Raw genomic sequence first — 24,231 nt, forward strand, 5'->3', positions numbered from 1 at the left:
TTGGCACTCAACCAACAGAGATATTTTGCACTTAAGCCCTTACTCTTTAGTCATTACTCTGACTAAAGTGTGTGATATACCTATTTAAGGTGGTGGCTTGGTTTTTGATATGTGGATGATGTCAAAACCGTATTCCAATAAAGAGTAAGGCTTTCTCTATGACAGAGCGGCAGTTTGCAGCACAACTTAATATTGACAGCTCGGCCCAGCCTGCCCGGGTCTCGATTATTGGAGATTGGGTGCTGGCGCATTACACAGCGCTGGAACCTAAGGTCACGCAATTACGGTCAAATATGCCTCATGGTGTCGTATTTGATCTCAACCAATTAGGGGCACTGGATACTGCTGGCGCGACGTTGTTAGCGCTGCTGCTTGGTGAGGAACGAGTTAGCCATCTGCGAGAACTCGCTCCAACGTTGCCGCAGGAACGTCGGGTATTATTGGAGACGGTCAGTCAGGTTTTACCGGATATCGCGCCAGAGCCATCAGACAAGAAACCGGCATTTTGGCTTGAGTTAGTGGCGAATACGGGGCGCTCGGTTGACAATTTATGGCAAGATTTCAAGTCGTTGCTGGGGTTTGTCGGCCTGACACTTGAAACGCTGTTGGGCACGCTATTTCGGCCCTCTCGTTGGCGAATAACCTCACTGATTGCCAACATTCAGCAAATTGGCCTCAATGCTGTTCCTATCATTATGTTGCTGACTTTTCTGGTCGGCGCAGTCATTGCTTTCCTCGGTGCCACGGTATTAACCACCTTTGGGGCGGGTATTTTTACTGTCGATTTAGTTGTCTTTTCTTTTCTACGTGAGTTTGCTGTCCTGCTGACGGCCATTTTGATGGCGGGTCGTACCGCCAGTGCTTTTACGGCTGAAATTGGCCTGATGAAAGCCAATGAGGAGATCGACGCCATCCAAACCTTGGGGTTGAATCCGGTTGAGTTACTGGTATTACCGCGGGTATTGGCACTATTGATTTCATTACCGATGCTGACGTTTATTGGCATGGTTTGCGGTATTTTCGGCGGGATGGTGGTATGTGCTTTAACGCTCGATATTTCACCGACCATGTTCTTGTCGATTATGCAAAACAGCAACGGGCTACAGCATTTTCTTGTGGGGATAAGCAAAGCGCCTATCTTTGCTTTCCTGATTGCTATTATTGGCTGTCTTGAAGGGTTCAAAGTGACCGGCAGTGCGGAGTCTGTTGGTGTGCACACCACCACCAGTGTGGTGCATTCAATCTTTGTCGTGATCTTACTTGATGCCGTCGCGGCGCTATTTTTCATGGAAATGGGATGGTAAGCCATATGACGCAAGAGCCAATTATTCAAATTCGTCATCTGGTGAACTGCTTTGGAAAACAATGTGTCCACCAAGATTTGAACCTGGATGTCCAGCGCGGCGAAATTCTGGGGGTTGTGGGCGGTTCGGGTACCGGCAAATCGGTGCTGTTGCGCAGTATTGTCGGGCTGCGCCGTCCAACTGATGGGCAGATTCATGTTTTTGGCCAAGATTTAATGACGTTATCGGGTCAAGCTCGTTCGAGGGTAGAACGGCGATTTGGCGTGTTGTTCCAGCGAGGAGCATTATTCAGTTCTCTGACGGTGACAGAGAACGTAGCTTTGCCATTAATCGAAAATGCCGGCTTGTCGCGGGCTGAGGCCGAGCAGTTGGCACAGGTTAAATTGGCGCTGGCGGGGTTACCGCCGGGGGCGGGTAGCAAATATCCCGCGTCACTGTCCGGTGGCATGGTAAAGCGCGTAGCCCTGGCTCGTGCGTTGGCATTAGACCCGGATATTGTCTTTCTTGATGAGCCGACGGCGGGTCTTGACCCTATTGGTGCAGCCGCTTTTGACAGTTTGATTCGCACCTTGCGTGATGCACTGAATCTGACGGTGTTTTTGGTCACGCACGATCTGGATACGCTCTATACCCTTTGTGATCGTGTCGCGGTGCTTTCGCAGAAGAAAGTGTTGGTGGTTGATACCTTAGATAACGTCGCCGCGACGGATGATGAGTGGATTCAAGCATATTTTCATGGCCCACGTGGCCGGGCTGCTTATCAGGCGGCAACGACGAATATTGAAGAGAGGTTGTAAATGGAAACCCGTGCCCATCATGTTGTCATTGGTTTGTTCACTCTCATTGTGGTCAGTGGCGCACTGCTATTCTGCCTGTGGCTGACCGGCGCTGGCTCTGACCGCCAATTCAAATTGTACGATATCGTTTTCAACGAACCGGTGAGTGGTCTGTCTCAGGGCAGCACTGTGCAGTACAGCGGTATTCGAGTCGGTGAAGTCACTCAGTTGCGCCTAGACCGAGATAACCCTAATCAGGTTTGGGCACGTGTCCGCGTGTCTGCATCCACTCCCATCCGCGAAGACACTCAGGCCCGATTGACGGTTGCGGGCATTACTGGAACGTCAAATATTCAATTCAGTAGTAGCAGTCAGGTCAGCCCCATGCTGGAAAGCAAAGATGGCGAAGTACCTGTTATTATCGCCACTCCGTCGCCGATGAGTCAGTTACTGGCTAACGGTGAGAACTTTATGGGCAATGCTAATGAAGTCTTAGTGCGGCTTAATCAACTGCTGGCACCGGATAACCAACAGCGCCTAATCACCACATTGGATAATCTTTCTCTGGTCACTCAGACGGTGGCTGATCAACGCCAAGACATTCGTACCATGTTGCAACAATTGGCGCTGGCCAGTAAGCAAGCTAATGAGACGTTAACTCAAACTAATCGCCTGCTGCGCAATGCTAATGGACTGATGGATGGTCAGGGAAAACAGTTGGTTAATGATGCTGCGAAGACCATGGCATCGCTGCAAAATACCAGCATCATCCTCAATAAATTGGTCAATGAAAATAAGACATCACTCAATAATGGTATGCAAGGGATGAATGAACTCGGGCCGGCTGTTGATGAGTTACGTCGAACATTAGCGACATTGCGTGCCGCTGTTTCTCGTTTGGAAGAAAACCCTGCGGCTCTGCTGCGTGGCCGTGAAAGAACACAGGAGTTTACGCCTCGATGATATCTCTTAAGGTAATGCATGTTGTTAGCCGTGGTGCAGGGTTATTGACGGCATCAATGCTGGTTATGTTACTGTCAGCCTGTACTATTTTGCCCAGTGCGCCAGTATCACAAGTCTATCTATTGCCCGTACCACCTGCGGCAAATACGTCGCGTGCGCCGACAGTCAACTGGTCATTACGGGTTTCGCAACCCGCGACCAATCAGTTTATTAATAGCTCACGTATTGCTGTTCAGCCAGATGGGCAGGAAATCGCGGTCTATAAAAACTCACGTTGGACTGACCCTGCACCTATTTTGGTACGTAATCGCCTGATTCAAGAGTTCCGCACTGATGGTCGTATTCCCGCCGTCAGCAGTGACGATGACAGCCTTCAGGCTGATGTTGAGTTGAGTGGCGATTTATCGGCGTTTCAAGGGGTATATCAGGCAGGGAGCAGTGAAGTGCTAATCAGCTTCGATGCCCGTCTGGTAAGGATTTCTGACCGTCGAATTATTGCGACCCGCCATTTTGAAATCCGCCAGCCGATTAAAGGCGCACAAATGAATGAAGTTGTTGAGGCTTTTGGTTTGGCTAGCAATCAGTTGGCTGCACAAGTACTGAACTGGACGTTGCAGCAGTCTCCTCAGGCCGCACGGGAATAAGCAATCTAGGGGTAAATGTATGAGCCAATTATTTTCTCCGGCAAAGCTGGGTGAGTTGACGCTGGAAAACCGAATTGTAGTCGCCCCGATGTGCCAGTATTCGGCGCAGTGGGGGTTTCCAACCGACTGGCATATGATTCATTTAGGTAATTTGGGGTTATCTGGTGCCAGCTTGCTAATTCTTGAAGCTACTGCGGTGGAGCCAGAAGGGCGCATCAGTGATAAAGACCTCGGGATTTGGGATGATGAGCATGCGCAGGCGCTTCGTCCAGTGGTCGAGGCTATTCGCCGTTACTCGCCGGTCAAATTGGGTATTCAGTTGGGGCATGCAGGGCGTAAAGCATCTTCTAATCTACCCTGGCTTGGGGGCAATGAACTTCCTACTGCTCAAGGTGGTTGGCAAACTGTTGCGCCATCAGCATTGCCTTTTGGTGATCGTCATATCCCTCAGGCACTCTCTATTGAGCGTATCACGGAGATAAAATCAGCTTTCGTTGCTGCGGCAAAACGCGCAGTTGAGTCAGGATTTGAATTGATTGAAGTCCATGCAGCGCACGGCTATTTATTGCATCAATTCTTATCGCCGTTATCAAATCAGCGCGACGATAATTATGGCGGATCGTTGGAAAATCGTATGCGGCTGGTGCTCGAGATATTCCATGAAATCCGTACAGCCATCGACAAAAAGATTGTCGTAGGAGTGAGGATTTCAGCCACTGACTGGGTTAAGGGGGGTTGGGATACTGAGCAATCTATCGTGCTGGCAAAGCAATTGGAAATGTTAGGCTGTGATTATATTCATGTTTCCAGTGGGGGATTGTCGCCGGATCAGCAAATCCCTGTTAGCCCGAATTATCAAGTGCCATTGGCACAGAAAGTTCGCGAAGCCGTAAAAACCCCAGTAATGGCCGTAGGCTTGATTACTGAACCGGAACAGGCAGAAGCTATCATTGCCACTGGGCAGGCTGATTTTATTGCACTGGCTCGTGGTATTCTCTATGACCCAAGATGGCCATGGCATGCGGCGGCTAAATTAGGCGCTACCATTAAAGTTGCACCTCAATACTTACGTTGCGAACCGCATAACTTGCGTGGGTTATTTAAATAACGCATAAGTGCAGTTGTTGTGATATCAGGCGAGAATACTCAGATATTCTCGCCTTTTTTGTTCTGGAGTCATGGTGACTTCTTTTAACGCTTAAAACCTCAGGAAAAACGTTCTTGGTCGATAAGTTGTTTGCCAAAGGGGAAAATATTCTCTTTATTGTTTTGTGACTAGTATCTCACTGGTGGTTGTTTTTATTGGGTTTTGATTATTTATCTATTTGTATTTTAAGTGTTTTTATTGTATTTTATCTTTTTTAATATCTTTTCTCAAAGAGAACAAAATTCTCCACGTGCCAAAAACAACAGGAAATAATGAAAAGTATTTCTCTCTATAAAACCATAAGATGAAAATAAATAAAATCACTCACTAATAACTTAAAATGCAAAAAATTACGCATCAACAATTACTCGATTGGTTGAGAAAAGAAGTGAAAATCTCATTAGGTTGTACTGAGCCAATTGCTATTGCCTATGCTGCTGCGGTAGCGGCTAAATATCTTAAGGAGCCACTGGTCAAGATTGTCGGGAATATATCGGAGAACCTATATAAAAATGCGATGGGGGTCACTATTCCGGGGACGGCTTATTCAGGTGTTACGCTTTCAGCCGCAATAGGAGCGATTGGTGGTAATGCGGATGCAGGGTTGGAGGTATTAAAAGATATTACTACAGCACAAATAGCTGAAGCTTATCGACTTAATGAATCAGGTCATGTGCGTTTAGAAACACTTGAGGCTGAGGACTTTATTTTTATTGATATTACTGTATATAGCCTTTGCGAACAGTGCCGGGTTGTTATTCAAGGTAGTCATACAAATATCACTGAACTTTATATTAATAATATTAAACAAGACCTCACAAATGATTTAATGACAAATAATATTCAGAGCACTGAGTTACCTCAGTTCTCCCTACTCGATGCGTTTAGATTTATTACTGAAGTTGCCGCAAAAGACATTATGTTTATGCTTAAAAGTGCAGAAGTCAACTCGGCACTTTCTGATGAAGGGCAAAGGAAAAATTATGGCTTGAACGTCAGCGGCGCATTGGTACAAGCCAGAAAAAACGGTTTTATCAGTGCTGATTTATTGAGCCAAATGTTAATCAATACGACTGCAGCCTCAGATGCGCGTATGGGGGGGGCACCTTTACCTGCGATGTCAAATTACGGTTCGGGCAATCAGGGGATTACGGTGACGATGCCGGTGCTGACACTTGCCAAACACCTTAACGTTGACGATGAAATATTGGCTCGGGCGCTGGCATTGGCTCACTTGGCTGCTATTTCAATTCACATGCGTTATACCCGACTATCTGCATTGTGTGCAGCTTCTACGGCTGCCATGGGGGCCGCCGCAGGAATGAGTTGGCTGTTGACCAAGAACTATCAGACAATTTCATATGCTGTCAGCAATATGATAAGTGATATCAGCGGCATTATTTGCGATGGTGCATCAAATAGTTGTGCCATGAAAGTCTCTACTGCAACAGCTTGTGCATTTAAATCAGTATTAATGGCACAGCAAAACACCGTGGTCGGTGAGCGTGATGGTATTGTTTCTTGCGACGTAGAAGGCTCTATTAATAATTTATGTAAATTAGTTTTATCACCAATGAGACAAACGGATAAAGAAATAATCAGTATAATGACGCTTAAATAAAATAAGCAGTACTGTTTAACAGTGAAGCCTAGCATCATTATTTATAATGAGCGGTTGGCTATCGTTAAAATTTAAGGGATAAATAATGAAGAAAACAAAATCAATTGCAACTCTGGTGATCCATGCAGGAGATCAAGTTGATCGTGGTAATAATGCTATTTTCCCACCAATTACTACCGCCAGTTCTTTTATTCAGCCAAATTTAGGTGAGGAAGGTGAGTTTTGTTATTCCCGATGCAGTAATCCAACAAGATACGCCTATGAAACGGCATTGGCTGAATTAGAAGGCGGAATCTATGCAACGGCAACCGCTTCTGGTATGGCTGCAACTGCGCTCATATTGGAACTGCTTCCTAAAGATTCCCATGTATTAGTAATGAAAGGTGTTTACGGCGGTACTTATCGTTTATTTGAGCGGCTGCGCAAACAAACATCAGGTACCACATTTAGCTACGTCGATCTAAATGATCTTGCCGCAGTGGATAACCATATCCAAGAAAATACCCGTTTAATCTGGATTGAAACACCGACGAACCCGCTGTTGGAATTGGTTGATATTGAAGCGGTGTGCCAGGTTGCAAAAGAGCGAGGCATCATGAGCTGTGTGGATAATACTTTTGCCAGCGCTTGGAACCAACGTCCTCTCACCCTCGGTGCGGATATCGTTATGCTTTCTACCAGTAAATATATTGGTGGGCATTCTGATTTAATTGGCGGTGCAGTGATTACGAATGTTCAGGATATCGCACAACAGCTCGATTTTTGCAAAACCACCGTCGGGGCTATTGCCTCTCCGTTTGATGCTTATCTGGCATTACGGGGCATGAAAACATTGGATGTTCGTATGGAGCGTCAATGTAGCAATGCCTTAAAAATGGCTCAGTTTTTAGAGCAACATCCGAAGGTACTTGATGTTCATTATCCTGGGTTGGAATCTCATCCTCAATATCAGTTATGTAAGAAACAAATGCGTTCTGGCGGTGCAGTCGTCAGCATTCGATTAAAAGGTGATATCTCGGCGGTAAAAACCTTTATTGCCAAGTTAAGTTACTTCGTTTTAGCCGAGTCTCTGGGGGGAGTTGAAAGTATGGTCAACCATTCTGCGTCAATGTCCCATGGTTCTATGTCCAAAGAAGAAAAGGAAAATATTGGCATATACGACACAACACTACGCCTTTCAATAGGCATCGAAGATATTAATGATTTAATAGCAGACGCAGAGCAAGCCCTTTCCTTTATACAATAATTAATAGGGTAGTTATATGCATGATTACGGCGTGTGGACAATTATAACTCCATTAGTCACGATTTGTTTGGCCATCTTTACTCGCCAAGTCATACTGTCGTTACTTATGGGGATAGTTGTTGGATTTACGGTCATTAACGACCACAATATTATTCAGGGAATCAGTGGGACGTTAAATGGCATTATTGATACGTTCTCTTCTCCAGGAAATACCCGTACTGTTATTTTTATGGTGATGATTGGCGGAATTATGCGCTTAATTGTCGTGACTGGTGGGGTGAGAAGTTTAGTTCGCGCCTTAACAGAAAAGACCCAATTTGTTACCAATAAAAAAGCAGTGCAATTACTGGCGATGGTGATTACTTCAATCATTTTCATCGAAAGTTCGATTAACCAACTTATTGCTGGGGCATCGACCAAAGATCTGGCAAAAAGATACGGCCTGTCACCGGAAAAAATGTCTTACATTATTCAAACTTCCTGTGTCTCTGTTTGCTCCTCGGCAATGATTAATGGGTGGGGCGCCGCTATGATGGGGGTTATCGGTGTCCAGATAGCGAAAGGCTACATTGATGGCCAACCATTTGAAATTCTTGCCAGATCAATGGTGTGGAATCTTATGGCATGGTTCTCTCTGGCTTCAGTGCTATTTTATATTTTCTCTGGTGCTACTTGGGGGCCGATGAAGAAAGCGGAAGTAAATTTCGTTAGTAAACAGGATGTTCATGTCGCGAAAGAAGAAGATGAAGTCATTGATCATCCGGCATGTAATTCATTGCTTAACTTCCTAATCCCTATCCTATCGACTGTCATTGCTGTTCCGGTTGCACTTTATGTGACTGGTGACGGTGATTTTACGAAGGGCAGCGGTTCTATGTCGGTTTATAGCGCCGTGATGTTCGGGACAACCGTTTCATTTATTTGGTTCTGTGGCCGACGAATTCTGAATATAGAATCCTTCTTTAAAGAGCTGTATGTCGGTTATGCCAGCATGGTTAAGATCAGCTCAATTATGGTATTGGCATTTTTAATGGGTAATGTCTCTGCGGATCTTAATACCGGACAATATATTGCAGCTATCACGTCTGGTGTTATTTCCCCCGGTTTCTCCATTGGTTTTATTTTTATTATCAGTGCCATTATGTCGCTCGCGACGGGGACATCATGGGGAACGTTTGCCATCATGATCCCTATTGGTGTGCAACTGGGTGTTTCGGTTGGTATACCTGTGGAATATATGATTGGTGCAGCAATTGCCGGGTCTATTTTTGGGGACATGACATCGCCCATATCTGGGGATGCTATCGTGGCATCGATGGCAACAGATTGTGACCACATCGAGCATATTCGCACACAAATGCCTTATGCCATTGCCACCGCGAGCATTGTTTTAGCCATCTATCTTTATCTCGGTTTCTCAGTATAACGTAGCGTATTTTGTATTTTTTACCGACAATAATGTACAGGAAATACCGCCTCTAATGCCATTATAGCTTCTTATAATGGCATTATTTTTTGCTGCTGCCATGTATTGGTTTGTTGTGCTTATGTCAGGTTAAGTAAAGTTCAACAATTATATTGACCGAGTAATTATAAACTTTTGCAAAATAACTGACGGCTGTCGGTGAAATATATCTTATATCAAATAAGTGTTGATTTTATGTTTCATAATGTTTGACTATTGCTTTATAAATTGAGCAAAAGGGAATCATTATGCTTTGGAAAAATACCAAGGAGAAGTTTGGTTGCGTCACTATTAGTATCCACTGGCTAGTGGCATTAACAGTATATGCACTGTTTGCTCTGGGCTTATGGATGGTGACATTAGGCTACTACGATGGTTGGTATCATCAGGCACCTGAAATACATAAAAGCGTCGGGTGTATCCTTTTTTCTGTGATGTTATTTCGTGTAATTTGGCGTTTTATTTCACCACCACCAAAGCCACTATCGAGTTATAGCCGTTTAACTCGAGTTAGCGCGATATTGGCGCATGTTATTTTATATATTTTTCTATTTTGCATTATGTTCAGCGGTTATTTAATTTCGACGGCTGATGGGCAACCTATCAATATATTTGGTTGGTTTTCCGTACCGGCAACATTAACCGGATTACCTGAACAAGCGGATATTGCCGGGACAGTGCATCTTTATCTAGCTTGGGCTGTTGTTGTGATTTCACTATTACATGGACTGGCCGCAATTAAACATCACTTTATTGATGGTGATATGACTCTTAAACGGATGCTGGGACGTAGCACCGATTAACCAACTGTATTATGGAGAATTAAGCATGTTTAATAAGACCCTTTTGGGCCTGACTGTAGGCGCACTGATGTTTACCGCAGGTAGCGCCGTAGCCGCTGAATATAAAATCGATAAAGAAGGCCAACACGCCTTTATCGAATTTCGCATTAAACACTTAGGCTATAGCTGGTTATACGGCAGTTTTAACGATTTCGATGGTTCTTTTACTTTCGATGAAAAGGATCCGTCAGCTGATAAAGTCAACGTCGTGATCAACACAAACAGTGTAGATACCAATCATGCCGAGCGTGATAAGCATCTACGCAGTAAAGATTTCCTCAATGTTGGTAAATTCCCACAGGCGACATTTGAGTCAACAGAAGTGAAGAAGAACGCAGACGGTTATACTGTGGTAGGTAATCTGACGTTAAATGGCGTGACTAAGCCTGTGACGTTGGAAAGCAAATTAACCGGTCAGGGTAATGATCCGTGGGGGGGTTACCGTGCTGGTTTTGAAGCTAACGGTAATATTAAGCTGAAGGATTTTAATATCACCACGGACTTGGGGCCAGCGTCACAAGACGTCGAGCTGATTCTGTCAGTTGAAGGTGTGCGCGTTAAATAGTATCACTGTTTACTTGATTAAAAGGAGCCTTTGGCTCCTTTTTTACTGAGCATTTTCCACCGATGACTTATTCTCCATTGAATTGAAAAATGGCCCATTACTGACAGAATCTCTGATAATCAGCTCGGATTGAAATATATTTTCCTTTGATAAATATCCGCCATCTAGCATAGATATAAGTCGATTGATAACTTCATTTATCATACCGCTGACAGGATCTTTTATGCTCGATAGTGGGGGCCGTAGGAAAGGTGCAATAGGAATATTGTCGAAGCCGATGATGGAGATATTTTCAGGAACTTTCATTCCCACTTCATCTAATTTTTTTATTGCACCAATCGCCATATCATCATTACTGGCAATAATTGCACTAAAGGGAACGTTGCTGTCTAACAACAGCTCTACCGCTAATGCTCCACTAGTAGGCGTCCATTTCCCTTGCACAATTAGCTCATCCTGAACCGGCAAAGAAGATGCAGCTAATGCGGCTTTGTACCCCGAAAGGCGTTCTATTGCCGTGGGGGAATCCAGTGAACCTGTAATGAATGCAATATTCTGGTGGCCTCGCTCAATAAGATATTGCGTTGCATGATAACTTGACCCTTGATGATCACAGAAAATACAGTGGCTATGATTTTTTCTGAGCTTTCTGTTCACCACCATAATGGGCTGCTTATATTTATCAATAATAAGGTCCATGGCATCAACAGTTAGAAATCGTGGGTAGATTATGATTGCATCACAACGCAAATCGAGCAGGAATTGGATGGCTTCTTGTTCCTCTGCTGCGCTGTGTTTCCCGTCAACCAGCACTAATTGCCGGCCATGACTTTCTAACTTTTGCGCAGCCTGAGAAAGTATTTCATTAAAGTAGCTCCCCTGATACAGGGTATTCGTCACGACAAAACCGATACATTCAGACTTATTTGTGGCCAGATTTCTGGCCAGTAAATTTGGCCGATATCCTGTCTCTGCTATTGCCTTAAATACCTGCTCTTTAGTCGCTTCGCTGACATAACCTTTGCCCGACAAAACACGCGAAACAGTGGCTTTTGACACCCCAGCTTTCTTTGCCACTTCTTGCATTGTAGACATAGGCCTTCCTGACACATTGAAAATTATTATTATTCTATACCTTTCGTTCTTGAAGTTGCGAGGGTTCGTCAGGTTCTGTAGCGAAACTGATGTCCTTGACACTGAAAAATCACCCTCTAATGACGATCACTATCACAGAATTAAAATTGAATAAATTCACCTATTGAATTTTACCTCATATTTTAAGATTCTCATGTGGAACCGGTTACCTATTGGGTCGAAAATGACAATATGAACAATTTTTCGTTGGTAACCAAATTATAACTATATGAATATTATAGCTAATTATGAATTTATGCTGGCAAGGGGCATTTCTCTTAAGCCGCAAAGAGTTCACTTAGCTCGGCGTGCGTCATTACGGGGAGTTGCCACTCATGTCAAAAAATTTTGCTGCTGTATCTCGACAAATCGTCGATGCCATTGGTGGGGCGAATAATATCGCAGCAGTGACTCACTGTATGACGCGTTTACGTTTTGTACTCAATGACGATAGTGCGGTTGAACTGGCAAAGTTGAAATCCATCACCGGTGTGCTGGGAGTAGTTCGCAATGAAAACCAGTGCCAAGTCATTATCGGGAATAATGTGTCTTCAGCCTATGCGGAAGTGATCAAATTGCTTCCTGAAGGTATATTGCCCACCAATACACAACCCCAGAAAAATAAAATTACGTTAAAGCGAATTGGGGCGGGGATACTTGATGCGCTGATTGGCACGATGTCACCGTTGATCCCAGCCATCATCGGTGGTTCGATGGTGAAACTGCTGGCGATGATTCTGGATATGACTGGCATCTTCGAGAAAGGTTCATCAACACTCATTATCCTCAATGTCATTGGTGACGGGGCTTTCTTCTTCCTACCAGTGATGGTGGCGGCCTCGGCGGCGATAAAATTCAAAACCAACATGTCGTTAGCCATTGCTATTGCGGGTGTGCTGGTTCATCCGGCCTTTATTGATTTAATGGCGAAAGCGGCGCAGGGGCAGCAAGTGGAATTTATGGGGGTTTCTGTCACGGCCGTGAAATACACTTATACCGTGATTCCCGCTCTCTGTATGACTTGGCTGTTGTCTTATATTGAAAGATGGGTCGATCGTATTACACCGGCGGTGACCAAAAACTTCCTGAAACCGATGCTGATTGTGCTGATCTCAGCGCCGATTGCCATCATGTTTATCGGGCCGTTGGGGATCTGGATCGGTAGTGGTATTTCCTCTCTGGTGTACACCGTTCATGACTATCTGGGCTGGCTTTCTGTTGCGATTATGGGCGCACTCTGGCCGTTGTTGGTGATGACAGGCATGCACCGTGTATTTACCCCCACCATCATCCAAACCATTGCCGAGACTGGGAAAGAAGGGATGGTTATGCCGTCAGAAATTGGCGCTAATCTTTCTCTTGGTGGTTCTTCACTGGCGGTGGCTTGGCGAACCAAGAACCCTGAACTGCGCCAAACCGCATTGGCTGCGGCGGCCTCAGCGATTGTTGCTGGTATATCTGAACCGGCACTTTATGGTGTGGCATTGCGCCTCAAGCGGCCATTGATCGCCAGCCTTATCAGTGGCTTTATTTGTGGTGCGGTGGCGGGTATTGGTGGGTTGGCTAGCCACTCAATGGCATCACCTGGGCTATTTACTAGTGTACAATTTTTCGACCCGGCAAACCCAATGAGTATTGTGTGGGTGTTTGGTGTCATGGTTCTGGCGATAGTTATTTCATTTATTACAACATTACTGTTGGGATTTGAAGATATTCCTGTGGAAGACAATGAAGGGGACTCTGCCTCTGTAGCAGACCCTGCTGTTTCGCACAGTGCAGTAAAAATTAACTAAATTAAAGAGGTACTTAATGGCAGCATCAATATTTCCCGACGGTTTTTTATGGGGCGGCGCATTAGCCGCAAACCAGGCCGAAGGCGCTTGCTTTGAAGGGGGGAAAGGGCTGTCAACGGTGGATATGATCCCTCATGGACCACACCGTTTAGCCGTGAAATTAGGGCAAGAAAAGCGTTTTAGCTTAAGAGAGGATGAGTTTTACCCTAGTCATCAAGCGATAGATTTTTACCATCGTTATAAAGACGATATTGCGCTAATGGCTGAAATGGGGTTTACCGTATTTCGCACATCAATCGCCTGGAGTCGAATTTACCCGAATGGCGATGAAACGACCCCCAATGCAGAGGGGGTTGCTTTTTATCGTGACCTCTTTAACGAATGTAAAAAGTACAATATTGAGCCGTTGGTGACGCTGTGCCACTTTGATGTTCCGATGTATCTGGTTGCTGAATATGGTTCGTGGCGTAACCGCAAAATGGTTGAATTCTTTACCCGCTATGCCCGCACTTGTTTTGAAGAGTTTGATGGGTTGGTGAAGTACTGGCTGACATTCAACGAGATTAATATTCTGCTGCATAGCCCATTTTCTGGTGCAGGTTTGGTGTTTGAGCCGCATGAAAATCAGGATCAGGTAAAATATCAGGCAGCGCACCACGAACTGCTCGCCAGTGCGCTGGCAACAAAAATTGCGCACGAGATTAACCCTGAGAATCAGGTTGGTTGCATGTTAGCTGGGGGGAATTTCTATCCACGGACTTGTAAACCGGAAGATGTCTGGGCTGCGCTGCAAAAAGACCGTGAAAATCTGTTTTTTATTGATGTTCAAGCTCGGGGCGCTTATCCAGCTTACACCAAACGACTTTTCCGGGAGAAAGGCATTTCTATTGCCACTGAAGCAGGGGATGACGATATCCTCAAACATACCGTGGATTTTGTCTCTTTTAGCTACTATGCCTCTCGTTGTGCATCTGCGGACATGAATGAACATAACAGCAGTGCTGCCAATATCGTCAAGTCACTGAAAAACCCTCATATTCAGGCCAGTGAGTGGGGCTGGGGAATTGATCCCCTCGGTCTGCGTATCACCATGAATATGATGTATGACCGCTATCAAAAACCACTATTTTTGGTGGAAAATGGCTTGGGCGCGAAAGATGAAATTAACTCACAAGGTGAGATTGACGACGATTATCGTATCAGCTATTTGCGTGAACATATTAAGGCGATGGCCGAGGCCATCGATGATGGTATTCCGGTAATGGGGTATACCTCATGGGGCTGTATTGATTTAGTTTCTGCCTCTACTGGCGAAATGAGTAAGCGCTATGGCTTTATTTATGTGGATCGCGATGATCATGGAAAGGGGTCTTTAGCTCGTAAGAAGAAGAAATCTTTCTATTGGTATAAAAAAGTTATTGCCAGTAACGGTGCCGATTTGAGTTAAATCATTCGCTGGGAATTTTATTTATTGCTTATATTCCCAGCGAGTCACGTTATACAGGTAGGGGCTATTTTAATTTTATACTGACGATTATTCGGTACTGCCGTTACGATCGCGTGGCGACCCTTTCTTCAAGTTGGTCATAAAATCCATAAATGCGGTACGCAGCGGTGCAAACAGTGGGTGCTTGCGATTCTCCATCATAGTTTCTGAAAACAGTTTCAAACCCAATGCAAATGCCGCTGTTTTTTCTTTGCCAAAATCAATATCTTCCCGAGCTTGTAACCGTTCGATGATGCCGAGAATATCATCATGATTCTCGGCTTCAAACGTTACCGGGGCTTTATCAATGGGATGACCTTTGTTGTCGGTCAGCGGCTCAATGGTGATGCGATAACGGTAACCGGGCATTATTTTTTCTCCTGCTCACTCTCGTCGGTGGCTGCTGATTGCGGTGCTAACTCTTTCTCAATAATCTCTACCGCGGTCAACAAGGCGGTATTAATGCGCACGACCTGTTCAGGGGTAACATCTGAACGCACCATATTGCTGCGTAAAATGTGACGTAAACGGTGCATCGCATCAGAAATACCTTCAGCCAAATTCCCTTCAGGGCGGCGTTCTGCTTGTGCTAATCGAGAGAAAATGGTGTTGACCATCTCTTGATTTTGCTGCAATTCAACTTTACCCGCTTCAGTGACCTGATAGCTTTTACGACCATTACCGGTTGCCACGGGGGTAATAAAATCTTGCTCTTCCAGCAGCGTCAGTGTTGGGTAGATAACCCCGGGGCTTGGTACATATAGACCTGATGATGCTTCTTCAATTGCTTTAATCAGCTCATAGCCATGACTAGGTTTTTTATCCAGCAGTGCCAAGAGAACAACCCGCAAATCACCATGTTCAAACAGACGCTGCATTTTATCACCGCGCCCACGTCGACCACCTCTGACTGCTTCTGCCCCTTGTGCCGCCATGTGATGACGACCCCCACGATGCATTCTTTTACCACAGCAACCTTGCCCTTCATGATGTTCATTACTGCAATGGCGGCTTCGTTTCATTGAACCAAACATAGTTAATCTCCTTTAGATATATCGAAACGATTTCGATATGTCTAATCTAGATCGATATATCTAAATTAGCAAGAGGGGGAGGTGAAAAAAGATATATCTAAATGAATGCAGCGCTAGGGACTGTTGCCAAGAAAGAGGTTGAGAGAGAGAAATACGCGGAAGGAAAGTGGGGAGTGAGAAATTCCCTCCCAGTATTAAAACAATGGCTTATCTTAAATAACTGAGTGCCAGCGTCTTTGTCGGGAGGGGAAGTGACCGATTAAATTATCAGCTTTTCTTAACAAACTCAGATTTCAGCTTCATTGGGCCAAATCCATCGATTTTACAATCGATATTGTGATCGCCTTCAACCAGACGAATGCTTTTCACTTTGGTGCCAATTTTCAGCGTTGAGGAGCTGCCTTTGACTTTCAGATCTTTAACCACGGTGACGGCATCGCCATCGGCAAGCAGGTTGCCATTGGCATCACGTACAACTAACCCTTCTTCAGCCGCTGCTGAATCACTGTTTTGCGACCACTCATGACCACATTCTGGACAATTGAGTTTTTCCCCTTCTTGCCATGTATATTCAGAACTGCACTTTGGACAGTTTGGTAAATTCATTATGTTAACCTCTTGAAAATAAGCTAAATAAATTCAAAAAAATGACAAATAAAAGACTACTGTACTAATAAGTGCATATTTTACACTTTTTATCACATTAAATGATAGTCAGATGGCGGATTAGGCGTATAAACGATATGGCTTCTTACTTCTATTTTGTTATTACAAACCAGAAAAATTCTAACTCAATGCTTCTCTGATGATGGTCACTTTGTTGAATAAAACTCAATCCGGCTGACCAAATTCGGCCACAACAAAATCAATAAAGCTGCGTAATTTAGGGGTGGGTCGCCGGTTAGCTGCAAACAAGATATGCATTTGGCGCGAGGGGGCTTGATAGTCAGCCAGCACTTGCACCAATTGCCCAGAGTTAAGGTAGTTTTTCAGTACGACTTCTGCGCCAAGAATAATGCCACCGTTATGTAAAGCTGCGCAGAGTAATGCGGTGGCATCATTCACCTGCAAGCGCCCATTAACTTGAATGACATGAACCTCGCCATCCTTGGTAAAGTGCCAGCCGCGTTCGGGCGGATGAGTCCAGTAGGTATAACCGAGGCATTCATGTGTAGTCAGATCTGCGGGGACTTTGGGGATGCCGTGCTCCAACAAATAGTCTGGCGAGGCGCAGGCAATCAGCCGGTAGGGGGCTAATGAACGAGCAATGAGTGATGAGTCTTTGAGGGCACCAAGACGTATCACCGCCTCATAGCCTTCATCAATGAGGTCAACAAAGCGGTCATTGAGTGTCAAATCAACGTGGACTTCTGGATACTCGTGCAGATAGCGGGTCATCATCGGTGCCAGACTATAGGCTCCGAAAGTCACGGGGGCATTGATGCGAAGGCGACCCCGAGGCGTGGCATTAAGCTCGTGTGCAATCGATTCTGCAGCTTCAGCTTCAGCCAATACCACTTTACAGCGCTCATAAAATAGTGCGCCTATTTCTGTCAGGCTCTGTTTGCGCGTCGTGCGGTTGAGGAGTTGTGTGCCTAAGCGATCTTCCAAAAAGGCGACATGCTTTCCTACCATTTGCGAAGATATATCAAGATGTTCACTTGCTCTGGCAAACGATCCACAGTCTACAACTTTGATAAACACCGCCATGCTTTGTAGCCTATCCATGATTCACAACCTATGGTTTCTAAAATCGCAACTGAATGAGTATTTATCACTGTTTGATTGATAATTATAGTGGTCAGGTACAATTTGATACGGACAACAAGCGAGTGTTGCTATGAAAATCGGAATTATTGGGGCTGGGTTTATTGGACGTGCTGTTGCCGAGTTGGCTGTTCGTCATGGTCATCAAGTCATGATCAGTAACTCCCGAGGGCCAGATACCTTACTTAGTCTTGCCGCAGCAATAGGATGTGAGATTGGCACGGCTGAAGATTCGGCAGCTTTTGGCGAGGTGGTTTTAATTGCTGTTCCACTAAAAAATTATCGTGCAGTGCCTGTCGCGGCGTTAGCGGGCAAAATTGTGCTTGATGCTAATAATTACTACCCTGAGCGGGATGGACAGATGGTTGAATTGGATACGCACCAGACCACAACCAGTGAGCTATTGGCGCGCCATCTGCCGGAGTCAAAAATTGTTAAAACATTCAATTCCATTCGGGTAAAAGAACTCGAGGTTGATGGTCAGTTAGCGGGAACACCGCATCGGCGTGCTCTGCCTATCGCCGGAGATGATACTGAGGCGAAACAACGGGTTACAAAATTACTGGACGAGTTCGGTTTTGATACTTTAGATGCCGGTCCACTGGCCCAAGGCCGATTATTCGAACGTGGTACCGTGCCATATTGTGTTCGCTACACTTTGCCCGAGCTGAAGCAAGCATTGGCTATATAGTGATGAATAGAATTCAGTATGCTATCCGCAATATTCTCATCATATGGATGAGGAACTGCTTAACCTGATTGCGTGGGTAGGAGAAGTGCTAATGGTGTCCCCGACTGACTTCATTAAATTGTCTGAGGGTCGCTAAATTAAAGGGTTTTTGATTGTGGTGTTATATGGATACCCCCAATAACACCCCCAATTCGTTTTTCATGCCGCTTTCCGTGGTTCGATTTCTAGGTTCGATTTCCACGCAAGATAATCAGAATACTTCCAACGTGACATCCGTCCAAGCTTAATTTGCTTTGGGAATGCCCCTCGCTTAATCAGATCATAAAACCATTTGGATGTCATGCCGGTGTCCGCAGTAATAAATTTCATGTCTACTAGCGAGTCAGGTCCAAGTGACTCTTTATTGATTGTCATAGCTGGCCTCTTATCTCTTTATCAATCTCATCACCGGTTCCACTTAAACTGACCATTCAGTACTCCGATGGCGAAAAGAAGCCAAGCCAGCTTGTAGCCAAGTGGCTTTATCTTCTCGTAGTGGCGCAGGATGATAGGGCGGGTGATGGAGTCTTTATTGGTGTTAGCCGGCAGGGCGGCAATGGCGGTTTTAATTTCGTTGTTGCAGTTCTTTGCTGCTGACTGGAGGGCGTTCTGTTTCTCTTCGGGAGTCACAATTCACCCCGCACCGCTAAACGTATAAATCGTTGCTGCTATTGCGTACCCAATTATACAAATCCAGAACAGGGTGCCGCTTGATATCTTTGGTAGTTTCATGCCGCCTCCATTATCTTTCTCACTTTCGCTTTCACTGACTTCACCGTTTTTACCGGAGTGGGCGGGACAACTTGCCGCGGTACCGGTCTCTTTGATTTATCGCCGGTTCGTAGCCGCTGCTTTATTTTCATGTCCCACAAGTAGGCTTCTTTATGGTCACGTCCGTCATCAGGCGCGCGGGACACGGTTAGAATGAGTTCGCTGATATCGTCCATCAAGCCACCTCATTCGCTTGTTGGTTAAGCAGCCCAAACTTGACGATTTCCAGCACGCCAAGGATTTCACTGAAACCTATTTCACCGTCATACTTGTGAATAAGGTCATTAATACGGCCTGTTAATTCAGCAGGCAGCGGGAATTTACGCTCGACTGGGAGCATTTAAATAGGCATAGGGAATCTCCAGATAGTGAAATCCGTTTCTGTGAGTCCGTGGTTTGGTTAAAGCGCGTTAGCGATAGACTTCGCTACACATAAGCACAGCATCAGGCCGCCGCTCATGTATCAGCGTTGATATTTGTTGGCATTCAGATTGAGTAGGGTAGATGTCTTCTGTTACTGGTTGGGCGGTGCAGGTAAGGCATGAGGTGACGAGTAGAACGAAACCAATTAACATTAGCCCTCCACAGGTTTAGCTGCTGTGAACAATGGAATTACGTGAATACAATCATCTTCTGAATCTGCATAATCATTATAATTATTAGCCTCATCCTCCATGACTCCCTTGTCGCCGATGCAACATTCGCTATAATAAGCAATGCCGTTTTTATCAGCCCCTTTTTTAGAATCCCAGCCATGTGACTGAGGGCCGTCATTGTCATCTGACCAGCAGCGATTGTTATCCTCATTGCGACCGTCACCGCGCAACTCACAACGTAATTCCATGAAGATAGTCATCACTCATCCCCTTCAACCGGATAGCCAGCGGCAATAATCCGCTCAACAGCATGGGCGCGAGATAGGACCGTAGACAGGGACAACTTAACAGGCACAAGTAGCCGCGCCTCTGCTGCCTCTGCGCGTTGACCTTCTTTCGACCAGTCACGAAGCGCTGCCGCTGAAACTTGTTCGGCTGCATCACGCTGCTCAAGGTAATACTGTGCTAGCTTCTGTGCCGCTTCCAGCTTGGCTAGCAAGTTAGATATTTGAAGGTCACGCCAAGCCAACTCTACTGCGATTGCTGATTTGCTATGTAGCGCTTCTTTGGTCATAGCATGAACATGCACGCCGTAATGATTGGTACTCATAATCTCTTCAAGTCGATTTTCAGTGTCGTACTGCTTCAAGTCTTCAATATGCTTATCCATCATGCCTCCCTCTCGGATTTAATTTCTGCAATAATTTCAGCATCAAGAAAATCGTCTGGAATGATTACTGCATACTTGCCCGCCGACCACGAAAGAGGCCCACTCTTGCGAATGGCGGCATTGAGAGCGTCGAATGCCTCCTGAAGCTCTGAAGGTAATTCTCCATCGTCTGGCAGGCTGTCGCAGAAGAAATCGCTGCCATCAATTTCACTTGGGTAGTTTGGTTCGCAGATAACAAGCTCTAGTTCATGAGGAAGAACAAGGTGTTCCGTACAGTAATCTCTAAGGTCATCAGCATCGAAGAAGAACCGATCGTCACAATCGATAGTTAATGGCTCGCCTTGCCACGGTTTGCGTGGCATTGCTTGGAACTTTGCCTTCCGCTTTTCTGCGTGGCAAATATCACAATAGCTATTTACCGGATAAATTGGGTGCTCGGGGTTGTTATGGCACTTTCGGTGAGTTGATCCGGCGTACCGAGCCAAATCTTCGTTATTGCCGAAAAATCTACCGTCAGAGGAAGTCCAGCCAGTAACGGTTTTAATGCTTGCCGCTTCCGCCGAATCCATCAGTATTACTTTATCTTTTATGTTACTCATCAGTTGTCACCCCTCAGGCTGGCGGCGAGATTAACTGCTCGGAATAAAATTGATTTTATTATTCTGTAATGCGGAGTTGTTGTCCTGTAGTGACTAGCCAATAGGCCGAGTTCGTCAGAAAACGAATCAACACCCCACGCCTTTATCTCGTTAATCGCTGCGTCCGTGGCTGGAAAACTTAACTCTTCTGCGCAAGGAATAACCTCACCGTATATCCGGCTCATCGCGCAATCCCAGCCATATTGCATAGCGTCGTAGCGGTCGGTGATGCCTTTATCTTCAAGACCACAACCCATTCCCTCGCTGTGATATTGAGGTTCGTTATCAAGGTCGGTTACTGAGTTTATGATTTCCTTCATCACAGCATTCTCAGCAACCAGCGATTGACACTTTTTCTCTAGAACCGCGTAATCACTGAATCTCACAACATCAACGACAAAGCCGTCTTTCGGACTGGCGTCATGAATAAGACTGCTATCGAGTCCGTATACTTTTGCAGACATAGAAAGTCCTCAGCAGATTGACTGCCGGTTAAATTGGGGAGGGGATTAGGCTGCTTTTGGAATGGATAATGAGGTGCGTTTGCACATAACTGATTTCAGCGTCCTGCCAGTTAAGTTAGCTACTTTCTCGTCGGCATCCTTGCCAAGTAACTGCAATTCCGTTTCTGTCCATCGCCGAGCCGGTCGATTTGAAATTAGGGTGACATCCATGTCAGAAGCTTTTGAGTAAACAGACTGAATAGAGCGTTCAAGTTTTTCAGCTATCAGGCTGCCGGGCATATATCCAGCAACCTCCCTCATAAACTGCTCTTCATATCCTTCCCATGGTTCATAGGGTTTTGTCATAACAGTCTCACATTGGAACTTCTTCCATTTCAGCCTTGCGGATACCGTAAATGTCGGTGGCTTTTTCGAGTTGCTCATGGTGATCTGCAAGAACGCGCTGACTGTACTTGAAGAATTTATCCAACTCAGCAACTGATTTTGCATTGCTGGCGGCGGCAGTAAAATCAGAAAGCAGTGTGTCAGGAGAGCGCTCCTCGACCTTCGTAGACTCCAATTCTCCTTCGATAGGTTCCTGTTTTTTCGTATTAATCATCTTGTTCAGGTCAGCATTAGTGCGAGGCGTTACGTCACGCTCAGGTTTCGGCTTACCGTCCAACTCGTCAGTGGAATAGACGCCGAGAATAACCTCTGGGCAGTACAGGCGAGACCAGCGCTTAACTGCGAGATAGGCCAACTGTTGCTTGGGGTCGCTGGCCCATAAAGTGGAATTTCTTACTTGCGCCTGAGACAGTAGCAACTCAAGAACGCGTGGTTCATCCTCGCCTTTCATCGTGGCCCAAACTCTAATGCCCAAGCCTTTCTCATCAGCCAGCGTCCAGTCTGGTGCAATGTATTTGTTGCCTTTTGGGGATGTTTTCTCTGCGAACTTGCCGATCACGTTCTCCCACTGCCCGAACCAGTCATAATGGATCCGGTCTTTGGTGGGAGCCATTGCGTAAATCACCGCGTTAACTAGCTGTGCTTCATATCCAAGTGTTCCACTGACTACGTGAGTTTTCTGAGCAACTACAAACGGGTTCATTCCCCATTGAACGGCCTGCATCGCAACTGCCATGCAGTCAGCTTTATTACCGGCAAGATGCGCTGGGATTGTTGAGCGACCGCTTGCCATTAGAGTTGCAAAGTTTTGGATAGCCATTAAGTTTTGCGGGCTGAAAATAGCCACGTTCGCATTAGTGATGGACGGCTCATTACTTAGTTCGATATTGGCGATGTCAGTCATTGTTCTTTTTCCTTGCCCATGCCGGGCGGTAAATGGTTTCTACACCGCCCCATTCGTTGCTGAGTCGGCATTCGTGATAGGTCTGTAAATTTTTGCGATAAAGTTCGTGCCCGGCTGCAACATCGTCGGCATCAAGCTGGAATACCCGAGTCGGATATCTGCCACAGTCGATTGTTTCGCTAACGGCAAGAAAGATAAAAGTGGGGTATTCGTTGAAGTGATTAAGATAACCATCCCGGTACATGGCATCCTGCACGTGATACCGGAATTCTTCGATGTGGCGAGAGAAGCGATCCATGTCAGCGACTTTTTTCACATCGACGATAATTGGCTGACTTCGAAGAAACTTATCTGGGCGTATTCGGCACAGCTCTTCCGTTTCCTCATCTCGCCAGTAAATAGACGATTCGCAGTATCCTTCTGCTTCTAAAAAGTATCGCGCCGCCGGGTGAGCTAAGGCGCTTCCTCGCATTAATCCCAGCTTCCTGTGCTGTTCAAAATCCATGACAGTCTTCCCTGACTCTTCGCACTCTTTCAGAAAATCCTTTTCTGCTGCCTTGCCGTCAGTGGTTCGGCGATTAAACTCTGGTGCTTTGGTAAAGCGGTTATCAAACTCATCTGGCTCTAACAGTAGGCAGTGCAGGGCGGTGCCCATATCCAGTGCCTTGAGCTTCTCCGTATCTACTGGCGCTGTTTTCTTCCATGTGAGTATTGCGGGGTTAATAGCCACATCATCCAGTTGCGACTTACTGACTCCCGGCCCCGAGTGATAATCCTCGTTTGAAATATCTTGATAGTGGCCAGGCTCCATCATGCTGCCTCGTCGTGTTCAGCTAAGTGGCGCTGTATTTCCATTACACGCTGCCACTTTGCGTTATCAAGCAGAACGTTGTAGAGCGCGGTATCTAGTCCTTCGAAGTCGTACTCATCAACTAAAATACCGAAAGCCTCACGGTCAAAGTCAGGCAGTTGCTCAAAGACTTTAATCAGATTGCTAACCTTGAGTTCTTTCTCTTGCCGAGTGGCTACCTGTCCCGCTTGTTCCAATTCTTGCTCGCTCAATGAGCTGTAAAGCTTCCGTGCTTCATTCATTTCGGTGTATGTCATAGAGGATTACCCTTACTGCGTAGAAACTCGACTATCTTGTCCAGCAGGCTCTTGCGTGGCGGAGGAGTGAAGCTGGCTGAGGTAAGGCGGTAGGTCGGTGAGTGCTGAATTTTGGTCAAATAGTTAGTAGAGCAGCCCACGCAAGGCCACCCTGCACAAATTAGCTGTTGCATGGGTTAC

31 protein-coding genes are annotated in these 24,231 nt (G+C 45.7%); 13 read left to right on the forward strand and 18 right to left on the reverse strand.

Annotated features, from left to right (window positions below; genetic code table 11):
- The first annotated feature begins 158 nt into the window (after window positions 1–158).
- From ACIOG0_RS06405 to ACIOG0_RS06450, 10 genes are all read left to right on the forward strand, one after another.
- Complete coding sequence (locus tag ACIOG0_RS06405; protein ID WP_128451886.1) at window positions 159–1,304, forward strand: ABC transporter permease; 1,146 nt, start codon at window positions 159–161, stop codon at window positions 1,302–1,304.
- On the forward strand, window positions 1,298–2,101 hold the full coding sequence (locus ACIOG0_RS06410; protein ID WP_050101491.1) for an ABC transporter ATP-binding protein: 804 nt from the start codon (window positions 1,298–1,300) through the stop codon (window positions 2,099–2,101). Before ACIOG0_RS06405 ends, ACIOG0_RS06410 begins: the two co-directional genes overlap by 7 nt.
- Window positions 2,102–3,043 carry an MlaD family protein gene (locus ACIOG0_RS06415; RefSeq protein WP_050101493.1) on the forward strand — a complete coding sequence of 314 codons (942 nt, stop codon included), beginning with the start codon at window positions 2,102–2,104 and terminating at the stop codon, window positions 3,041–3,043.
- Window positions 3,040–3,687, forward strand: coding sequence for an ABC-type transport auxiliary lipoprotein family protein (locus ACIOG0_RS06420; protein WP_050101495.1), 648 nt, complete (start codon window positions 3,040–3,042; stop codon window positions 3,685–3,687). Before ACIOG0_RS06415 ends, ACIOG0_RS06420 begins: the two co-directional genes overlap by 4 nt.
- A 19-nt stretch (window positions 3,688–3,706) precedes the next feature.
- Window positions 3,707–4,795: an NADH:flavin oxidoreductase/NADH oxidase gene (locus ACIOG0_RS06425; protein ID WP_128451885.1), complete on the forward strand. Its 1,089-nt coding sequence runs from the start codon at window positions 3,707–3,709 to the stop codon at window positions 4,793–4,795.
- A gap of 379 nt (window positions 4,796–5,174) precedes the next feature.
- Window positions 5,175–6,455 (forward strand): serine dehydratase subunit alpha family protein, encoded by a 1,281-nt coding sequence (locus ACIOG0_RS06430; protein WP_128451884.1) that lies wholly within the window; start codon window positions 5,175–5,177, stop codon window positions 6,453–6,455.
- 85 nt (window positions 6,456–6,540) lie between these two features.
- Window positions 6,541–7,701: a PLP-dependent aspartate aminotransferase family protein gene (locus ACIOG0_RS06435; protein WP_050101500.1), complete on the forward strand. Its 1,161-nt coding sequence runs from the start codon at window positions 6,541–6,543 to the stop codon at window positions 7,699–7,701.
- 16 nt (window positions 7,702–7,717) lie between these two features.
- Window positions 7,718–9,127: a Na+/H+ antiporter NhaC family protein gene (locus ACIOG0_RS06440; protein WP_050140328.1), complete on the forward strand. Its 1,410-nt coding sequence runs from the start codon at window positions 7,718–7,720 to the stop codon at window positions 9,125–9,127.
- A gap of 287 nt (window positions 9,128–9,414) precedes the next feature.
- Window positions 9,415–9,969, forward strand: a complete 555-nt coding sequence (locus ACIOG0_RS06445; RefSeq protein ID WP_128451882.1) for a cytochrome b — start codon at window positions 9,415–9,417, stop codon at window positions 9,967–9,969.
- A gap of 25 nt (window positions 9,970–9,994) precedes the next feature.
- On the forward strand, window positions 9,995–10,573 hold the full coding sequence (locus ACIOG0_RS06450) for a YceI family protein (protein ID WP_050101506.1): 579 nt from the start codon (window positions 9,995–9,997) through the stop codon (window positions 10,571–10,573).
- Between the two features lie 42 nt (window positions 10,574–10,615).
- Here the strand turns inward: ACIOG0_RS06450 and ACIOG0_RS06455 are convergent, their stop codons facing one another.
- Window positions 10,616–11,668, reverse strand: a complete 1,053-nt coding sequence (locus tag ACIOG0_RS06455; RefSeq protein ID WP_050140331.1) for a LacI family DNA-binding transcriptional regulator — start codon at window positions 11,666–11,668, stop codon at window positions 10,616–10,618.
- A gap of 374 nt (window positions 11,669–12,042) precedes the next feature.
- Between ACIOG0_RS06455 and ascF the strand changes: the two genes are divergently transcribed.
- Window positions 12,043–13,500, forward strand: a complete 1,458-nt coding sequence (gene ascF, locus ACIOG0_RS06460; RefSeq protein WP_050101510.1) for a PTS cellobiose/arbutin/salicin transporter subunit IIBC — start codon at window positions 12,043–12,045, stop codon at window positions 13,498–13,500.
- Between the two features lie 16 nt (window positions 13,501–13,516).
- Window positions 13,517–14,947: a 6-phospho-beta-glucosidase gene (locus tag ACIOG0_RS06465; protein ID WP_050140332.1), complete on the forward strand. Its 1,431-nt coding sequence runs from the start codon at window positions 13,517–13,519 to the stop codon at window positions 14,945–14,947.
- 87 nt (window positions 14,948–15,034) lie between these two features.
- Here the strand turns inward: ACIOG0_RS06465 and ACIOG0_RS06470 are convergent, their stop codons facing one another.
- The 4 genes from ACIOG0_RS06470 to ACIOG0_RS06485 form a co-directional block, all read right to left on the reverse strand.
- Entirely contained in the window at window positions 15,035–15,355 is a 321-nt protein-coding gene (locus ACIOG0_RS06470; protein ID WP_050101516.1) for a DUF3861 domain-containing protein, read from the reverse strand.
- Entirely contained in the window at window positions 15,355–16,020 is a 666-nt protein-coding gene (locus ACIOG0_RS06475) for a PadR family transcriptional regulator (RefSeq protein ID WP_072086768.1), read from the reverse strand. The genes ACIOG0_RS06470 and ACIOG0_RS06475 overlap by 1 nt, the downstream gene beginning before the upstream one ends.
- Window positions 16,021–16,287: 267 nt before the next feature.
- Window positions 16,288–16,629 (reverse strand): zinc ribbon domain-containing protein YjdM, encoded by a 342-nt coding sequence (locus ACIOG0_RS06480; protein WP_164908411.1) that lies wholly within the window; start codon window positions 16,627–16,629, stop codon window positions 16,288–16,290.
- Between the two features lie 222 nt (window positions 16,630–16,851).
- The gene (locus tag ACIOG0_RS06485; RefSeq protein ID WP_050101520.1) at window positions 16,852–17,748 is read right to left on the reverse strand and encodes a LysR family transcriptional regulator; all 897 of its coding nucleotides are present in this window, start codon (window positions 17,746–17,748) and stop codon (window positions 16,852–16,854) included.
- A 112-nt stretch (window positions 17,749–17,860) separates the two neighbouring features.
- On the opposite strand from ACIOG0_RS06485, the gene ACIOG0_RS06490 reads away from it, so the two are divergent.
- Window positions 17,861–18,478 carry an NADPH-dependent F420 reductase gene (locus ACIOG0_RS06490; protein ID WP_050101522.1) on the forward strand — a complete coding sequence of 206 codons (618 nt, stop codon included), beginning with the start codon at window positions 17,861–17,863 and terminating at the stop codon, window positions 18,476–18,478.
- 198 nt (window positions 18,479–18,676) lie between these two features.
- Here ACIOG0_RS06490 and ACIOG0_RS06495 read toward each other — a convergent pair whose 3' ends face one another.
- From ACIOG0_RS06495 to ACIOG0_RS06555, 13 genes are all read right to left on the reverse strand, one after another.
- Window positions 18,677–18,892, reverse strand: a complete 216-nt coding sequence (locus ACIOG0_RS06495; RefSeq protein WP_128451881.1) for an AlpA family transcriptional regulator — start codon at window positions 18,890–18,892, stop codon at window positions 18,677–18,679.
- A 30-nt stretch (window positions 18,893–18,922) separates the two neighbouring features.
- Entirely contained in the window at window positions 18,923–19,147 is a 225-nt protein-coding gene (locus ACIOG0_RS06500; protein ID WP_404704942.1) for a hypothetical protein, read from the reverse strand.
- 98 nt (window positions 19,148–19,245) lie between these two features.
- Window positions 19,246–19,464 (reverse strand): hypothetical protein, encoded by a 219-nt coding sequence (locus ACIOG0_RS06505; RefSeq protein ID WP_404704943.1) that lies wholly within the window; start codon window positions 19,462–19,464, stop codon window positions 19,246–19,248.
- Window positions 19,464–19,628: a hypothetical protein gene (locus ACIOG0_RS06510; protein ID WP_404704944.1), complete on the reverse strand. Its 165-nt coding sequence runs from the start codon at window positions 19,626–19,628 to the stop codon at window positions 19,464–19,466. Before ACIOG0_RS06510 ends, ACIOG0_RS06505 begins: the two co-directional genes overlap by 1 nt.
- Window positions 19,629–19,862: 234 nt before the next feature.
- The gene (locus ACIOG0_RS06515; RefSeq protein WP_404704945.1) at window positions 19,863–20,144 is read right to left on the reverse strand and encodes a hypothetical protein; all 282 of its coding nucleotides are present in this window, start codon (window positions 20,142–20,144) and stop codon (window positions 19,863–19,865) included.
- Entirely contained in the window at window positions 20,144–20,554 is a 411-nt protein-coding gene (locus ACIOG0_RS06520; protein WP_050101182.1) for a hypothetical protein, read from the reverse strand. Before ACIOG0_RS06520 ends, ACIOG0_RS06515 begins: the two co-directional genes overlap by 1 nt.
- A complete protein-coding gene (locus ACIOG0_RS06525) occupies window positions 20,554–21,153 on the reverse strand; it encodes a hypothetical protein (RefSeq protein WP_050101183.1) in 600 nt (199 codons plus the stop codon). The genes ACIOG0_RS06520 and ACIOG0_RS06525 overlap by 1 nt, the downstream gene beginning before the upstream one ends.
- Complete coding sequence (locus tag ACIOG0_RS06530; RefSeq protein WP_050101184.1) at window positions 21,153–21,656, reverse strand: hypothetical protein; 504 nt, start codon at window positions 21,654–21,656, stop codon at window positions 21,153–21,155. The genes ACIOG0_RS06525 and ACIOG0_RS06530 overlap by 1 nt, the downstream gene beginning before the upstream one ends.
- A gap of 45 nt (window positions 21,657–21,701) precedes the next feature.
- The gene (locus ACIOG0_RS06535; protein ID WP_050101185.1) at window positions 21,702–22,001 is read right to left on the reverse strand and encodes a hypothetical protein; all 300 of its coding nucleotides are present in this window, start codon (window positions 21,999–22,001) and stop codon (window positions 21,702–21,704) included.
- Window positions 22,002–22,008: 7 nt separating this feature from the next.
- On the reverse strand, window positions 22,009–22,944 hold the full coding sequence (locus tag ACIOG0_RS06540; RefSeq protein WP_050101186.1) for a RecT family recombinase: 936 nt from the start codon (window positions 22,942–22,944) through the stop codon (window positions 22,009–22,011).
- Window positions 22,937–23,755, reverse strand: coding sequence for a PD-(D/E)XK nuclease-like domain-containing protein (locus ACIOG0_RS06545; protein ID WP_050101187.1), 819 nt, complete (start codon window positions 23,753–23,755; stop codon window positions 22,937–22,939). Before ACIOG0_RS06545 ends, ACIOG0_RS06540 begins: the two co-directional genes overlap by 8 nt.
- Window positions 23,755–24,051 carry a hypothetical protein gene (locus ACIOG0_RS06550; protein WP_404704946.1) on the reverse strand — a complete coding sequence of 99 codons (297 nt, stop codon included), beginning with the start codon at window positions 24,049–24,051 and terminating at the stop codon, window positions 23,755–23,757. Before ACIOG0_RS06550 ends, ACIOG0_RS06545 begins: the two co-directional genes overlap by 1 nt.
- Window positions 24,048–24,224, reverse strand: a complete 177-nt coding sequence (locus ACIOG0_RS06555; RefSeq protein WP_176393735.1) for a hypothetical protein — start codon at window positions 24,222–24,224, stop codon at window positions 24,048–24,050. Before ACIOG0_RS06555 ends, ACIOG0_RS06550 begins: the two co-directional genes overlap by 4 nt.
- Between the last annotated feature and the right edge of the window lie 7 nt (window positions 24,225–24,231).

The organism is Yersinia vastinensis (assembly GCF_044905075.1).
Lineage (GTDB): Bacteria > Pseudomonadota > Gammaproteobacteria > Enterobacterales > Enterobacteriaceae > Yersinia > Yersinia vastinensis.

Bases quoted from the DNA above. Each gene is read 5' to 3' on its own strand.
- ACIOG0_RS06405 (WP_128451886.1), top strand. From the start codon at position 159: ATGACAGAGCGGCAGTTTGCAGCACAACTTAATATTGACAGCTCGGCC.
- ACIOG0_RS06410 (WP_050101491.1), top strand. From the start codon at position 1,298: ATGGTAAGCCATATGACGCAAGAGCCAATTATTCAAATTCGTCATCTG.
- ACIOG0_RS06415 (WP_050101493.1), top strand. From the start codon at position 2,102: ATGGAAACCCGTGCCCATCATGTTGTCATTGGTTTGTTCACTCTCATT.
- ACIOG0_RS06420 (WP_050101495.1), top strand. From the start codon at position 3,040: ATGATATCTCTTAAGGTAATGCATGTTGTTAGCCGTGGTGCAGGGTTA.
- ACIOG0_RS06425 (WP_128451885.1), top strand. From the start codon at position 3,707: ATGAGCCAATTATTTTCTCCGGCAAAGCTGGGTGAGTTGACGCTGGAA.
- ACIOG0_RS06430 (WP_128451884.1), top strand. From the start codon at position 5,175: ATGCAAAAAATTACGCATCAACAATTACTCGATTGGTTGAGAAAAGAA.
- ACIOG0_RS06435 (WP_050101500.1), top strand. From the start codon at position 6,541: ATGAAGAAAACAAAATCAATTGCAACTCTGGTGATCCATGCAGGAGAT.
- ACIOG0_RS06440 (WP_050140328.1), top strand. From the start codon at position 7,718: ATGCATGATTACGGCGTGTGGACAATTATAACTCCATTAGTCACGATT.
- ACIOG0_RS06445 (WP_128451882.1), top strand. From the start codon at position 9,415: ATGCTTTGGAAAAATACCAAGGAGAAGTTTGGTTGCGTCACTATTAGT.
- ACIOG0_RS06450 (WP_050101506.1), top strand. From the start codon at position 9,995: ATGTTTAATAAGACCCTTTTGGGCCTGACTGTAGGCGCACTGATGTTT.
- ACIOG0_RS06455 (WP_050140331.1), bottom strand. From the start codon at position 11,668: ATGTCTACAATGCAAGAAGTGGCAAAGAAAGCTGGGGTGTCAAAAGCC.
- ascF (WP_050101510.1), top strand. From the start codon at position 12,043: ATGTCAAAAAATTTTGCTGCTGTATCTCGACAAATCGTCGATGCCATT.
- ACIOG0_RS06465 (WP_050140332.1), top strand. From the start codon at position 13,517: ATGGCAGCATCAATATTTCCCGACGGTTTTTTATGGGGCGGCGCATTA.
- ACIOG0_RS06470 (WP_050101516.1), bottom strand. From the start codon at position 15,355: ATGCCCGGTTACCGTTATCGCATCACCATTGAGCCGCTGACCGACAAC.
- ACIOG0_RS06475 (WP_072086768.1), bottom strand. From the start codon at position 16,020: ATGTTTGGTTCAATGAAACGAAGCCGCCATTGCAGTAATGAACATCAT.
- ACIOG0_RS06485 (WP_050101520.1), bottom strand. From the start codon at position 17,748: ATGGATAGGCTACAAAGCATGGCGGTGTTTATCAAAGTTGTAGACTGT.
- ACIOG0_RS06490 (WP_050101522.1), top strand. From the start codon at position 17,861: ATGAAAATCGGAATTATTGGGGCTGGGTTTATTGGACGTGCTGTTGCC.
- ACIOG0_RS06495 (WP_128451881.1), bottom strand. From the start codon at position 18,892: ATGACAATCAATAAAGAGTCACTTGGACCTGACTCGCTAGTAGACATG.
- ACIOG0_RS06505 (WP_404704943.1), bottom strand. From the start codon at position 19,464: ATGGACGATATCAGCGAACTCATTCTAACCGTGTCCCGCGCGCCTGAT.
- ACIOG0_RS06510 (WP_404704944.1), bottom strand. From the start codon at position 19,628: ATGCTCCCAGTCGAGCGTAAATTCCCGCTGCCTGCTGAATTAACAGGC.
- ACIOG0_RS06515 (WP_404704945.1), bottom strand. From the start codon at position 20,144: ATGACTATCTTCATGGAATTACGTTGTGAGTTGCGCGGTGACGGTCGC.
- ACIOG0_RS06520 (WP_050101182.1), bottom strand. From the start codon at position 20,554: ATGGATAAGCATATTGAAGACTTGAAGCAGTACGACACTGAAAATCGA.
- ACIOG0_RS06525 (WP_050101183.1), bottom strand. From the start codon at position 21,153: ATGAGTAACATAAAAGATAAAGTAATACTGATGGATTCGGCGGAAGCG.
- ACIOG0_RS06530 (WP_050101184.1), bottom strand. From the start codon at position 21,656: ATGTCTGCAAAAGTATACGGACTCGATAGCAGTCTTATTCATGACGCC.
- ACIOG0_RS06535 (WP_050101185.1), bottom strand. From the start codon at position 22,001: ATGACAAAACCCTATGAACCATGGGAAGGATATGAAGAGCAGTTTATG.
- ACIOG0_RS06540 (WP_050101186.1), bottom strand. From the start codon at position 22,944: ATGACTGACATCGCCAATATCGAACTAAGTAATGAGCCGTCCATCACT.
- ACIOG0_RS06545 (WP_050101187.1), bottom strand. From the start codon at position 23,755: ATGGAGCCTGGCCACTATCAAGATATTTCAAACGAGGATTATCACTCG.
- ACIOG0_RS06550 (WP_404704946.1), bottom strand. From the start codon at position 24,051: ATGACATACACCGAAATGAATGAAGCACGGAAGCTTTACAGCTCATTG.
- ACIOG0_RS06555 (WP_176393735.1), bottom strand. From the start codon at position 24,224: ATGCAACAGCTAATTTGTGCAGGGTGGCCTTGCGTGGGCTGCTCTACT.